The sequence below is a fragment of the Bacillus sp. FSL W8-1127 genome (assembly GCF_038006725.1).
GTDB classification, from domain to species: domain Bacteria; phylum Bacillota; class Bacilli; order Bacillales; family DSM-4216; genus Bacillus_O; species Bacillus_O smithii.
This window is the reverse complement of the sequence record NZ_JBBOVU010000001.1, coordinates 841,865-855,969: the sequence shown is the minus strand read 5'-3', so window position 1 is coordinate 855,969 and position 14,105 is coordinate 841,865. Positions and strand designations below refer to the sequence as shown.

Annotated in this window: 12 protein-coding genes; all 12 read right to left on the bottom strand. The window is 42.5% G+C overall.

Annotated features, from left to right (window positions below):
* Window positions 1-66: 66 nt before the first annotated feature.
* The gene (leuB, locus tag NST12_RS04090; protein ID WP_270583395.1) at window positions 67-1,167 is read right to left on the bottom strand and encodes a 3-isopropylmalate dehydrogenase; all 1,101 of its coding nucleotides are present in this window, start codon (window positions 1,165-1,167) and stop codon (window positions 67-69) included.
* An 18-nt stretch (window positions 1,168-1,185) separates the two neighbouring features.
* Window positions 1,186-2,730, bottom strand: coding sequence for a 2-isopropylmalate synthase (locus tag NST12_RS04085; RefSeq protein WP_003353196.1), 1,545 nt, complete (start codon window positions 2,728-2,730; stop codon window positions 1,186-1,188).
* Window positions 2,717-3,742: a ketol-acid reductoisomerase gene (gene ilvC, locus NST12_RS04080; protein ID WP_003353197.1), complete on the bottom strand. Its 1,026-nt coding sequence runs from the start codon at window positions 3,740-3,742 to the stop codon at window positions 2,717-2,719. Before ilvC ends, NST12_RS04085 begins: the two co-directional genes overlap by 14 nt.
* Window positions 3,743-3,759: 17 nt before the next feature.
* On the bottom strand, window positions 3,760-4,281 hold the full coding sequence (ilvN, locus tag NST12_RS04075) for an acetolactate synthase small subunit (protein ID WP_048622812.1): 522 nt from the start codon (window positions 4,279-4,281) through the stop codon (window positions 3,760-3,762).
* The gene (gene ilvB, locus NST12_RS04070; protein ID WP_048622811.1) at window positions 4,278-5,993 is read right to left on the bottom strand and encodes an acetolactate synthase large subunit; all 1,716 of its coding nucleotides are present in this window, start codon (window positions 5,991-5,993) and stop codon (window positions 4,278-4,280) included. The genes ilvN and ilvB overlap by 4 nt, the downstream gene beginning before the upstream one ends.
* Before the next feature lie 355 nt (window positions 5,994-6,348).
* Window positions 6,349-8,016: a dihydroxy-acid dehydratase gene (gene ilvD / locus NST12_RS04065; protein WP_048622810.1), complete on the bottom strand. Its 1,668-nt coding sequence runs from the start codon at window positions 8,014-8,016 to the stop codon at window positions 6,349-6,351.
* Between the two features lie 19 nt (window positions 8,017-8,035).
* Entirely contained in the window at window positions 8,036-8,938 is a 903-nt protein-coding gene (gene ilvE / locus NST12_RS04060) for a branched-chain-amino-acid transaminase (protein WP_003353203.1), read from the bottom strand.
* Window positions 8,939-9,397: 459 nt separating this feature from the next.
* Window positions 9,398-9,622: a hypothetical protein gene (locus NST12_RS04055; RefSeq protein WP_061778483.1), complete on the bottom strand. Its 225-nt coding sequence runs from the start codon at window positions 9,620-9,622 to the stop codon at window positions 9,398-9,400.
* A gap of 111 nt (window positions 9,623-9,733) precedes the next feature.
* Entirely contained in the window at window positions 9,734-11,683 is a 1,950-nt protein-coding gene (locus tag NST12_RS04050; RefSeq protein WP_053083216.1) for a transglycosylase domain-containing protein, read from the bottom strand.
* A 485-nt stretch (window positions 11,684-12,168) separates the two neighbouring features.
* Window positions 12,169-12,834, bottom strand: a complete 666-nt coding sequence (gene modB / locus NST12_RS04045; protein ID WP_048622808.1) for a molybdate ABC transporter permease subunit — start codon at window positions 12,832-12,834, stop codon at window positions 12,169-12,171.
* Window positions 12,835-13,647, bottom strand: a complete 813-nt coding sequence (gene modA, locus NST12_RS04040; RefSeq protein WP_328203221.1) for a molybdate ABC transporter substrate-binding protein — start codon at window positions 13,645-13,647, stop codon at window positions 12,835-12,837.
* 39 nt (window positions 13,648-13,686) lie between these two features.
* Window positions 13,687-13,887 carry a twin-arginine translocase TatA/TatE family subunit gene (locus tag NST12_RS04035; RefSeq protein ID WP_048622807.1) on the bottom strand — a complete coding sequence of 67 codons (201 nt, stop codon included), beginning with the start codon at window positions 13,885-13,887 and terminating at the stop codon, window positions 13,687-13,689.
* Window positions 13,888-14,105: the final 218 nt, after the last annotated feature.

The following is a 14,105-nucleotide window of genomic DNA, read 5'->3' as shown; positions in this document are numbered from 1 at the left end:
GGTCAAATAAACGCTTCTTTCCACAGTCTCAATGTACATGGACAATTGCTATCGATTCATAATCTGTTAAGCCATGGTAGAAGCAATCGCACGATCTTCTTGAACTCGCTTCACAACCAGATCAATCATTTTTTCCGTTCCCACTACACGGCTTCCCGTATGGCGTAAATCAAACGTTCGATATCCATCCTTTAATACATCGTCCACCGCTTGTTCTATTGCTTCTGCTTCATGATTGAATCCAAAAGTATATTTCAGCATCATAGCAGTAGATAAAATCATCGCTAGCGGATTGGCTTTGTCCTGTCCTGCAATATCAGGTGCTGATCCATGAACCGGTTCATAAAGCCCGAATCCGTCTTCCCGTAGACTGGCCGACGGCAGCATGCCTAAAGAGCCGGTAATCATAGACGCTTCATCGCTTAAAATATCTCCAAACATATTTTCCGTGACCACTACATCGAAGTCTTTCGGGTTATGAATAAGCTTCATAGCGGCTGCATCAACATACATGTGTTCATATTCCACCTCTGAATAGCGGACAGCTGTTTCTTCCACTACTTCCCTCCACATTCGGCTTGATTCCAACACATTTGCTTTATCAACGGATACCACTTTTTTCCTTCTTACTTTAGCGATTTGAAACGCTTTGTCTACAATTCTTTTTATTTCGTCTTTTGTATAAAGCAAAGTATCAACAGCCACTTCTTGATTTTCTCCCCGCCGCTCGCTCGGTTTTCCGAAATACAATCCGCCTGTCAGTTCCCGGACAATCATTAAATCGACATCCTCAACAATTTCCTTTTTCAGAGGAGAAGAAGAAAGAAGGCTTTGAAAGGCTTTTACCGGGCGTAAATTAGCAAATAGACCAAGTTCTTTCCGAATCTTTAACAGTCCTTTTTCCGGTCGCAGATGGCTGGGGAGGGAGTCCCATTTAGGACCTCCCACCGCTCCCAGCAATACCGCATCACTCTGTTTACAGAGATCAATCGTTTTTTCCGAAAGAGGTATTTGTTCTTGATCAATTGCAGCCCCTCCGATGTTGGCAAATTCCATTTCAAATTCATGTCCAAACCGACCGCCAACCGCTTTTAACACTTCGACTGCTCCTTTTGCCACTTCTCGGCCGATTCCATCACCCGGCAGAACCGCAATTTTCTTTTTCATTTCAACCCCTCCAGTAAATTAAATCGACACATTTGCTTTTTGGATCGCTTTTAAACTTTCAAGCGAAAGAATTCTATTGACGGCATTTAAGTATGCACGGGCTGAGGCTTCCAACACATCTTGTGCTGTTCCCCTTCCGCTTGTTTCCAGTCCATCGCAAGAAATTCGGACATAGACATCGGCAAGAGCATCGCGTCCCCCTCCAACCGAGTTGATCTTATAGTCTAATAGCTTTACTGACCGGCCGAAAATCCGTTCAATCGTGTTATAGATCGCTTCCACACTTCCCGATCCTGTAGAGGCTTCACTCACTTGTGAACCGTCCGCCAGCGTGACAGCAATCGTCGCTGTTGGAATATTGTCAGTGCCGTATTGAACTTGTACGCGGTTCAATGTATATTTCATTTCCGTTTCCGTTTGTTTATCCGTAAGAATGGCGAATAAATCAGCATCTGTAATTTCTTTCTTTTTGTCCGCCAAATCTTTAAATACTGTAAAGGCTTCATTCAATTTTTCATCGGTCAATTCAAAGCCCAATTCAATGGCTTTATTTCTGAAAGCATGGCGGCCGGAATGTTTGCCCAGAACTAATCGGTTTGAATTCACGCCAATGAGTTCAGGAGTAATGATTTCATACGTTGTTTTTTCTTTTAATACCCCGTCTTGATGAATGCCTGATTCATGAGCAAAGGCATTATCACCCACTACCGCTTTATTTGCCGGCACGATCATTCCGGTCAATTTGCTGACAAGATCGCTCGTTCGCTTTATTTCATTTAAAACAAGACCCGTTTTCGCTTGATAATAGTCGCTCCGTATATGAAGAGCCACAGCTACTTCTTCAAGTGAAGCATTACCGGCTCGTTCCCCGATGCCGTTGATCGTTCCTTCGATTTGACTAGCTCCGTTTTCAATCGCAGCAAGCGAATTAGCCGTGGCCATTCCGAGATCGTCATGGCAATGAGCAGATAAAGTAATTTTGTCAATATTCCGTAAATTATTCCTTAAAAATTGGAACAATTCTCCATACTGCTGCGGCGTAATGTAGCCAACCGTATCTGGAATGTTAATGATCTCCGCCCCGGCTTGAATAACCTCATTGAGAATACGGACTAAGAACTCGCGGTCTGAGCGACAGGCATCCTCTGCCGAAAATTGAACTTTCGGGAATTTTTTCTTCGCATAGGAAACAGCCCGAACCGCTCTTTCCACTACTTCGTCTTGAGACATTTTCAGTTTATACTTCATATGAATGGGTGAAGTGGCAATAAAAATATGGATGCGAGGTTCTTCAGAATCCTTGAGGGCTTCCCAAGCAGCATCGATATCACTTTCTGTAGATCGAGCCAATCCGGTAACGGAACTGTCGCGGATCGTATCGGCAATCAATTTTACTGCTTCCAGGTCTCCTTTAGAAGCAGCCGGGAAGCCTGCTTCAATGCAGTCGACTCCCAGCTTTTCCAATTGTTTAGCAATTTCTATTTTTTCTAATGTGTTCAAATTCACTCCAGCTGATTGCTCGCCATCTCTTAATGTCGTATCAAAGATTTCAATTTTTCGCACCGGCTCCCACTTCCTTCTTTGATGGTTTTTTGACAAATGGCATCATTTCTCGAAGTTCTCTGCCCACTACTTCAATCAGATGATTGTTTTCCCGTTCGTTAATGGCATTGAATTCAGGGCGGTTCAATTGATTTTCCAAAATCCATCCTTTCGCAAACTTCCCGGTTTGAATATCGCTCAATACTTCTTTCATCCGTTTCTTCGTTTCTTCATTGATGACTCGTGGTCCGGAGACAAAATCCCCCCACTGTGCCGTATCCGAAATGGAGTACCTCATATTTTCCAATCCGCCTTCATACATTAAATCCACAATGAGCTTCAATTCATGCAAACACTCAAAATAAGCAATTTCCGGCTGATATCCAGCTTCTACAAGCGTTTCAAATCCAGCTTTCACTAATGAAGTCATCCCCCCGCATAATACTGCTTGTTCTCCAAAAAGGTCTGTTTCTGTTTCTTCTTTAAAGGAAGTTTCCAAAACCCCGGCACGAGCCGCACCAATTCCTTTTGCGTAGGCAAGCGCTAAATTTTTAGCATCCCCTGTTACGTCTTGGTGAACACCGATCAAAGCCGGAACACCAGCGCCTTCTTCATATGTCCGTCTCACTAAATGTCCGGGCCCTTTTGGCGCAACCAAAAAGACATCTACATCTTTCGGCGGTACAATTTGACGAAAGTGAATATTGAATCCATGAGCAAATACAAGCGATTTTCCAGCAGACAAAGCCGGTTCAATTTCATTTTTGTATACTTCCGGCTGGCGCTCATCAGGAAGTAAAATCATAATAAGATCGGCTTCTTCACTTGCGGCTCTCACCGTTTTTACGTCAAAACCATCTTGTTCCGCTTGTTTCCATGATTTACCTGGACGAAGTCCGATCACCACTTGATAGCCGCTGTCTCGAAGGTTTTGAGCGTGAGCATGACCTTGGGAACCATATCCAATGACAGCAATCTTCTTTCCATTTAAAACTGATTCTTGAATGTCTCCGTTATAATATACTTTTACCATTTTTTTCATCCTCCTGTTTAATTTAAGATGGTATATTGCTTGAAATCAGTGACTGATTTTTGTGAACCTCTCGGCAATGCCGTGATCCCGGTCCTGGATATTTCTTTAATCCCATATGGACGAAGCAAATCAATGATCGTTTCTACTTTTTCAAAATTTCCGGCAATTTGCACGGTAACACTGTCTTTTGCTACATCGACGATCGTTGCCCGGAAAGGTTCAATAATTCCTTTGATTTCTCCTCGTGTTTGAGGAGTGCTGATAACCTTAATTAATGCCAGTTCTCGAATGACGATCGCTTGATCAGTAATATCGGAAACTTTCAAAACATCAATCTGTTTATTCAGCTGTTTAGTCAATTGCTCCATTTTTCTGTCATCTTCTACATGAACGACAAAAGTCATTTTTGAAATTCCTTCTGCCTCTGTCGGTCCAACCGTAATACTTTCAATATTAAATTGCCTTCTTGTGAACAGACCGGTGATCCGGTTCAAAACTCCGCTTTGATTTAGCACTGATACGGTCACAATGCGCCTCATGGTTTCACCCCAATCATTTCATGTAGTCCTTTTCCCGGTGCTATCATAGGAAATACTTTTTCCATCGGCTTGATTCGACAGTCGACTAATACCGGTTGACGATCATTGAATGTCTCGCGAATGACTTCTTCCGCTTCTTTTTCGGTTGAAACCTTAAATCCGCGAATGCCATATGAATCAGCGAGCTTCACATAGTCAGGCTGCACAGGAGTTAAGGATTGGGAATAACGTTCTTCATAAAAGGCTTCCTGCCATTGCCGAACCATTCCTAACGCCTGATTGTTAAAAATGAAAATTTTTATAGGCAAATCGAATTCTTTTATGACCGCTAATTCTTGAAGCGTCATTTGAAATCCGGCATCTCCAACGATCGCCACCACCGTTTCTTCCTCTTCAGCAAACTGCGCTCCAATGGCCGCCGGAAGACCAAATCCCATCGTTCCCAGTCCTCCAGACGTGATCCAACGGTTCGGACGGACAAATCCATAATGCTGGGCAACCCACATTTGATGCTGGCCCACATCTGTTGAAACAATCGCTTCACCTTTCGAAAATTTATGGATCATTTTCACTAAACGCTGTGGTGAAATTCCCTCCTCATCGTCTGAAAGCCAAAGCGGAAAATTACGTTTGTATTTTTCCAAGTGAAGAAGCCATTCATTGATTTCCGGAATTTCCTTATCCTCTTTCAACAATTGGCTCAAGGCTTCTTTTACATCACCTACAATCGGGATATGCGTTTCGACATTTTTTCCGATTTCTGCTGGATCAATATCAATGTGCGCCACTTTCGCTTTTGGAGCAAAATGCTTTAAATTTCCCGTTAAGCGGTCATCAAATCTTGCGCCAAAATTAATGAGCAAATCACATTCATACATGGCCATATTGGCCGTATAGGTTCCGTGCATCCCCCCCATTCCAAGAAACAAAGGATGATCAGCCGGAAATGATCCTAAACCAAGCAGTGTATTAACAACCGGTATATTGGTTTCCTCAGCAAATGCCAACAGTTCATCGGAAGCTTGAGCATGAAGCACACCAGCCCCTGCCAAAATCACTGGTTTTTGCGACGTTGCAATCGCTTCCGTCAATTTTCTGATTTGCAAAATATTCGGAACGATTGTAGGCTGATATCCCGGCAACTCCACTGTATGATCAAAAGAAGGACGTGTTTCATTGTTGGCGATATCTTTTGGAATATCGATCAATACAGGCCCCGGTCGGCCAGTGGTCGCAATATGGAAGGCTTCTTTTACGATTTTCGGCAAGTCATTCAAGTTACGAACTTGATAATTGTGCTTAGTAATTGGCATCGTGATGCCGATAATATCTGCTTCTTGAAAGGCATCTGAGCCGATTACATTTGTGGCGACTTGACCTGTAAAAATAACAAGCGGCAACGAATCCATCATGGCATCTGTAATTCCCGTAATTAAATTGGTTGCACCAGGTCCCGATGTAGCGATGACAACTCCTGGTTTACCTGATACTCTCGCGTATCCTTCAGCGGCATGAATGGCTCCCTGCTCATGTTTTGCCAGTATATGGCGAATCGGATTTTTATATAACGCATCATATATTGGCAATACAGCTCCACCAGGATATCCAAAAATGATTTCCACGTTTTCTCTTTTTAATGATTCAATCAGAATTTCTGCACCTGTCATTGTCCCCGTTACAGATTCCGTTTCCGCTTTTGCATTAGCCCTCATTGATTCTCCCTCCAACTGGTTGGTTTCATCCTTTAGACTTTTTGACTCAAAAAGAAAAGCCTTTTCACTCCTTGCGCCTACCAATCCTATAGCGCAGGGGTGAAAAGGCTGTATTCTTTCCACGGTACCACCCTGATTCATGACATTCTCACGAATGCCACCTCATGAACAATGACTGACACATTGTTCTTTTTGATAACGAGTATATTATACTCGGCCAATCCTAATAGTTTCCGTTCAGATCGGCACTCAGAGGGGATGTCGCTGCAGGTAGTATTACCGGCTCTCAGCAACAACCGGCTCTCTGTGAATACGGAATTCCTGCAACTTTTACCTCGTCATCGATTTGCATCGATTAAATTTTCATGATCCCGCCTGTGCTGGCGGAAGTGACAAGTTTGGAATATCTCGCCAAATAGCCTTTTTTAATTTTCGGTTCAGGCTGAACCCAACGTCTCTTTCGTTCTGTCATTTCTTCTTCTGTCAGCAACACATTGATCGTTCGATTTTCCAGATCGATCAAGATTTGATCTCCATTTTCAATGAAAGCAATTGGACCGCCTTCAGCAGCTTCAGGGGATATATGACCTATAGAAATGCCACGGGAAGCACCTGAAAATCTTCCATCCGTTATGAGAGCCACTTTTTTATCGAGCCCTCTTCCGGCAATCTCTGAAGTAGGAGCAAGCATTTCCGGCATCCCCGGTCCGCCTTTAGGTCCTTCATATCGAATGACAACAACGTGCCCTTCTCGGACCAATCCGCTGTGAATTCCTTTCAACGCTTCATCCTGCGAATCGAACACGATCGCTTCTCCAAGGAAAGTCTTGATGGAAGGATCTACAGCCCCTACCTTAATGACGGCTCCATCCGGAGCAATATTTCCATACAAGATGGAAAGTCCGCCGACAGCACTGTATGGATTTTCCTTTCTTCTGATGACTTGATCATCCAATATTTTGGCATCTTTTACATTTTCATACAAAGTTTTTCCGGTAATCGTGATTCTATCTTTATGGATTACTCCATCCATTTCACACAATTCTTTAATGATTGCGCTAATGCCCCCTGCCCTGTGAACATCCTGCATCGAATAGTCCGAGGCAGGACTGATTTTGGCTAAATAAGGAACTTTCTTGGCAATTTCGTTGATTCGCTTTAAATCGTACTCAATTTCGGCCTCATTTGCGATGGCCAACGTATGAAGAACCGTATTAGTGGAACCGCCCATTGCCATATCAAGAGCAAACGCATCATCAATAGCTTCTGGTGTAATAATATCTCGCGGTCGGATGTCTTTTTCGATCAACTCCATTAAATATTGGACGGCTTCCTTGATAAGCTTGCGCCGCTCCGAAGAAGTGGCGACAATCGTTGCATTGCCCGGAGGTGTCATGCCAAGCACTTCCATCAATGAATTCATTGAGTTAGCAGTAAACATCCCCGAACAAGAACCACAAGACGGACAAGCGTTTCTTTCAATTTCCCCAAATTCTTCTTCCGAAATTCTTCCGGATAATCGTGCTCCGACTCCTTCAAACACCGAGGAAAGCGACAGCGGTTTTCCTGCTTTTGTTCTGCCTGCTTCCATCGGCCCTCCGGATACGAAAACGGAAGGAACATTCGTCCGAACCGCCGCCATTAGCATACCAGGTGTTATTTTATCGCAATTGGGAATAAAGAATACTCCATCAAACCAGTGGGCATTGATGACTGTCTCTGCCGAATCGGCGATCAGTTCCCTGCTGGGCAAGGAGTATCGCATTCCGATATGCCCCATGGCGATTCCATCGTCTACCCCGATCGTATTAAATTCAAACGGGACACCGCCAGCCTCTCTTATGGCATCTTTGACCACTTCCGCAAATTCTTTTAAATGGACATGTCCCGGAATAATATCGATATACGAATTGCACACACCGATAAACGGTTTGTTTAAATCTTCTGTTTTGACCCCTGCCGCGTATAAAAGGCTGCGATGAGGGGCTCGGTCAATCCCTTTTTTTATCATGTCACTGCGCATCCATATCTCCTCCGAAGCCTCAACCAGCATGAACGCTTGTTTCTGAATACACTTTTACTCCGTCCGTTGTTACATATTCACGGAATGCATCCAACAATTTCTTCGTATATTCACCAGGTTTTCCGTCCCCGATCACTCTTCCGTCCACTTTCACTACCGAAATGATTTCCGCTGCCGTACCTGTTAAAAAGACTTCATCCGCCGAATATACGTCGTGACGCGTCATCGTTTCTTCCCTGACATCAAAGCCCAATTTTCTTCCAATCTCAATAATTGTATTTCTTGTAATTCCTTCCAGTGCACCGACGTAAGCAGGAGGTGTTTTTACGACTCCGTTCTTTACGATAAAAATATTATCCCCCGAACCTTCCGCCACATAACCTTGATCGTTTAACATCAACGCTTCACTGGCGTTTGCCAACTGTGCTTCAATTTTTACAAGAATATTATTTAGATAGTTTAAAGATTTTACTTGAGGTGGAAGCACATCCGAACGATTTCGTCGGCTTGCTACCGTCACAATTTCAATTCCAGTCTCATATAATTCTTTAGGATAAAGAGCAAGCGGTTCAGCTATGACAATAATTTGAGGTCCTTTACAGTTGTTCGGATCCAGACCCAAGTCACCGACCCCTCTCGAAACGACCACCCGAATATACGCATCTTCCAACTCATTCTTTTTTAGCGTATCCACAATGATTTGAGTCATTTCTTCCTTTGTTTTAGGGATATTCAACATAATGGATTTGGCGGAGTCGTAAAGCCGATCAATATGTTCTTTTAATCGAAATACCACTCCCTTATACATCCGGATGCCTTCAAATACGCCATCTCCGTACAAAAAGCCGTGGTCGTACACTGAAATGACCGCATCTTCTTTTTTTACCAATTTGCCGTTTAAATAGATCCATTGCTCACTCACTTTTGTTCACTCCTTGATAGTTAAAAAATAGAAATTAAATGGCGGAAAAATTTTTGAATAATTTTATTTATCTGCCGTATCAGAATATTGTTTAATTGAGGTAAATAATACAGCTGTTTTTCGTTCTGGTCAATACCTTTATGGTTAATTTTTTGACTTTTTTGAATCATCCGTTTATTTTGTTACCGCTTACAAATGCGCTATTCTCTTATTTTCGCTCGTTTTTAAATTTTTTTCTATCATTCCTCTCTCTATCACCGTTCTTTTAAAAGAGCACTCCACCAAAACTGCCGGACCGCTGGAACAAAACCATTTTAAAAAATTTCAACTTCCCATTGGGATAACAGATAAACCCGGCTTTTCTCTCTCCTTTCAAAACGAATGGTCCCAACCAATCACTTCCCCACATCGTGAAAAAAAGTAATTTCCGTGACTGTTTCTTTTTTGCCGTCCCAAAAGTCAAAATGACCTAGGGGCATCCCTGTTTTCATGTAAATCTTTATATCGAACAAGCTGGTGATCGCGAAATTCACTCGTTTTTCCCAGGCGATACACGACCTCCCTTGCTTGAACCTCGCTGCGGTGTCTCGCTCGGCTTGCTTTTCCTGCAGAAGCCTCTCCCATTCCGCGATCATCCCAATTAGACAAAAGCAAAAAAACGTCTTTTCCATTAGCAAGCGCCAACCCTAACACTCCGCCCGCTTCAAAATAAAACTCCCGAAAACAGAAAAAACCCGACGAGAGAAAGGTTTTATCTCGTCGGATTTATTTGTTCAAAAGGGGCCTTTATGGCCTTTAAAAAAGCTTCTTCCATTCTTCGATGAGTTTTTCTTTCCAATCTTTTTTCTTCTTTTTCTCTACTTGTTTTTGAATAGGCGTTACATCAAATGATTCATTTTTTATATACGGCAGCGTTTTTTCCATGACCTCCCGAAATACTGGGACTACTCCATCAGAACTGTTGCTGGTCAAGTAATCGTTGTTGTTGTCAAAGCCAAGCCAGACAGCTCCCACCACGTTTGGCGTATACCCAATAAACCATTGGTCCTTTGTTCCATCCACGCCTTCAATCGGCACCTGAGTAGAGCCTGTCTTTCCGGCAATCTTATACCCTGGAATCGATGCTTTTCTTCCAGTTCCTTCTGCGACTACGTTCAACAGCATAGAATTCATTTCATCAACTACTTTTTTACTTGTAACGCGCTTTCCTTCGCCTTTCCACTCTGCTACCACCTTGCCGTCAGGGTCCACAATTTTTCTGATAAAATGTCCTTCTTGGCGAACCCCACCATTGGCAAACGTCGAATAGGCGGACGCCATTTGCAATGGCGAGACCCCTTTATACATTCCGCCAAGAGCGATGCTCAAGTTCCGGTCTTCTTTTTCAAGAGGGATTCCGAAACGTTTTAAAGCATCCACGCCTTTATCCAGTCCAATCTCGTTTAAAAGCCAAACAGCCGGTACATTCAGCGATTTTTCAACCGCTTCGTACATTGGAACTTCTCCTTTGTACACTCCGTCATAGTTGGAAGGCTCATAATCGCCGAATTTCATTTTTTCATCTTTCAGCATGCTCGTTGGTTCATATCCTTCTTCTAAAGCCGGTGTATAAACAGCGAGAGGCTTAATCGTAGATCCAGGAGAAGTTTTCATTTGCGTAGCATAGCTGAAACCACGGAATACATGTTCTCCACGGCTTCCTACAACCCCTAAAACCCCTCCATTATGTGGATCTAACATAACGACCGCGCTTTGAACATCCCCGCCATGTACACCTTTTGGAAAAAGCCAATCCTCCTTATACACTTTTTCCAATTGAGATTGGATATTTTGATCCATCGTAGTGTAAATTTTATATCCCTTCTCCAAAAGATCTTTTTGAGAAAGGCCATAGCGATTGACAGCTTCTTCAATAACGGCATCGCCAAAATAAGGATATTTTTCTTTTAGCGGGTCCTTGCTTCCGTCTTTCAATACGATGGTCGTACTTTTGGCTTTATTCGCTTCATCTTGTGTGATGTACCCATATTTGACCATTTGGTCCAGTACGACGTTGCGGCGTTTGATGGCCGCTTCGTAATGATTGTACGGATCAAGGGCGGACGGAGCCTTAATGAGACCGGCAAGCAAAGCTGATTCACTCAAATTCAAATCTTGCACATTTTTTCCAAAATACTTTTCCGATGCATTTTGTACTCCCCATGCACCTTGCCCAAAGTAAATGGTGTTTAAGTACATTTCCAGTATTTCTTTTTTCTTGTACACTTTTTCGATTTGGATCGCAAGAAAGAGTTCTTCAATTTTTCGCTTTAACGTTTTTTCCGGTGAAAGCAGCGCGTTTTTCGTCAGCTGCTGCGTAATCGTGCTTCCACCTTGGACCGCTCCTCCATGCAGTATATCTTGCACAAACGCTCTCAGCATTCCTTTTAAATAAAATCCGTTATGGTTGTAAAATTGATGGTCTTCAATCGCAACCACAGCGTCTTGCAAAGAATCCGGTATTTTCTTGATCGGCACACTATCTGAGCGATTAGCTGATAATTTACTGGCAACGTCTCCGTCTTTGTCATAAATAATCGTTTGCTGGGATAGACCTTTTTTTAAAGACTCGACATCTGCTGATTTCATAAAATAGATCACAAATCCCAGTAATAAAAGAACGCAAATAGAAAGAAGCAAAATAAACACTTGGGTTAGATGGAATTTTCTCCAAATGTTCTTCATTGTATCTAAAGATGTTCCCATGTCTTTTTTGGTTCCCCCTGTTGTTTACACTAGTCCATAAAGGATTTTAAATCCGCTTTGATTACTTGATTCCACTTCTTTTTAGTGACATGTTTTTGCCAAACGGATTTCATTTGCTCAAGGCTGTTTTTTACAGCCGTAAACAAAAGTCCATGGAGCAATGAAAGCACCTTACGCTGAGAAACATTATAACATAATGAATTTCAACAAAAGTCGTTCTTTTCGAGAGAAAAAATTCCGATAACGACATGATTTTCCTCTCCTTAACGGCCCGTTTGAGATTTATGTCTCATTGATTTTACTCTTGTTCCTGTTTTTTTGTCTAGATGATTATTTCCCATTCCGTGTGGAAAAATCAAACTTCTGCCAGGAAACTTGTAAAAGGGAAAGGGAAAAGCCGAAAGCAAAATCTCAGGGGAACGAGGGGGGAAGCGGAAACTCAGTAAGGAACAAGAAATCATTCGACCTAGGATTCTCCGATTCTATTAAGATGATTTCTTCTTCAGCATCTGGACGACAAACAGTAATACAAATGAAATCGACATCAACACGATAACCAACGTCCACGCTGTTTTCATATCCCCGCTTTCCATCGCCATATAAATGGCGATGGCGGTGGTTTGAGTTTTTCCAGGGATATTGCCTGCGAACATAAGCGTAGCGCCAAATTCGCCCAATGCCCTTGCAAAGCTTAAAAAGATTCCCGCCATTACCGCTTTCCATATAAGCGGCAGTTCAATATAGATTAATATTTGCAGCCAAGATGCACGGTCTAATCGGGCAGCTTGAATGATTTCTTGATTAATTTCTTGAAATCCGATGCTCAGCGATTGGTACATGAGCGGAAAAGATACAACCGTAGCAGAAATTAAAGCAGCCCACTGCGTAAACATAAGCGGTTGGCCGAAAATCGACTCAACCGCCCGCCCAAGTATAGAATCCCCGCCAAGCAATACGATTAATATAAACCCTACAACGGTTGGTGGTAAAACAATCGGTAAAAGAAACAATAGCTCGACCAGCAACTTTCCTTTAAAAGAATAGGCAGTCATCCATTTTGCCGCCGCCAGCCCGAAAATAAGCACGATAATCGTTGCTCCAAAAGCGAGCTTTAGGGATAAAAAAATCGGTTCCCATAAAGAACTTGCCATTTATGAATGCTCCTTGGAAGGGATTAAATAACCGTATTTTTTAAACACATCTTGGCAGTGCTTGTCCTGTAAGAAGCTAGCAAAATCTTTCGCCCATTGTTCATGTTTATGCTTAATAACCGCCATTTCATAATCAATAGGATCATGCAGTTTTGGATCTGCTACTATAGCCGTTTTCACTTTTTTGGAAGACAGAGCATCTGTTTTATAAACAAACGCTGCATCAACGCTGCCGGTTTCCACATAATTCAGAGCCTGTCTGACATCCTTCGTATAAACGATTTTATCGTCTAAATCATCCCATAATTTTAAAGATTTCAACGTTTGTTCGGCGTATTTGCCAGCGGGAACAGTCTCCGGAGTTCCAAGGGCGATTTTTTTCACATTTTTGCTCGCCAAGTCCTTGATATCAGAAATCGATTGCGCTCCCTCTTTTGGCACAGCTACAACAAGTTCATTTTTTAATAACAAAACGTCCTTGCTGACAAGGTTCTTTTCCTTTAATTGATCAACGTTATCTGCGGATGCCGATAAAAACAAGTCTACCGGAGCTCCTTGAGAAATCTGCTGCGCTAACGCTCCAGAACCACCGTAGTTTACAGTAACATGAAAATCCTTATGTTTTTTTTCAAACTCGGCAATGAGCTCATCAAGAACGGGTTGCAAACTGGCCGCTGCTGAGACGGTAATGTTCTTCGTTTCTGCTTTATCTTGTGTTCCCGCCGTATCCTGCGCTCCTCCTGACGACTTTCCGGAACAACCTGCTACAATCAGCAGTACAGCTACACTTAAGAGACTAAAAATTCTTTTCATCCTCATTCTCATCCTTTCCATCCAGAAAAAAATCCCGATTTATCGGGAATTTTCATCTTTCACGACTGCATTTTCTTTTTCTTTCCCTTCCTCCTCATCATCCAAAATACCTTTCATGCCTTTTTTAAATTCATGAAGGGTTTGTCCGGCGGCTTTTCCTAATTGAGGGAGTTTAGCAGGTCCAAAAATCAACAACGCAACAATAACTATAAGAGCAATCTCACCAAATCCCAGGTTCATGTATGACTCCCCTTTGCCTCATGATCCCCTTAAAGAGGGAACCTAATGAAGTTGTTATGTGACACAATTTTTATTAATTTTCATTTATTTTTATTATACAATACCACCTACATCTTTGCACTACTTTGACCATGATGACATGTCTTCAAATAATGTCTGAACAACGAAACAGTGAAATGGTTGCAGGTTTAAAACTGAAAAGACTACAATAAGTTCAG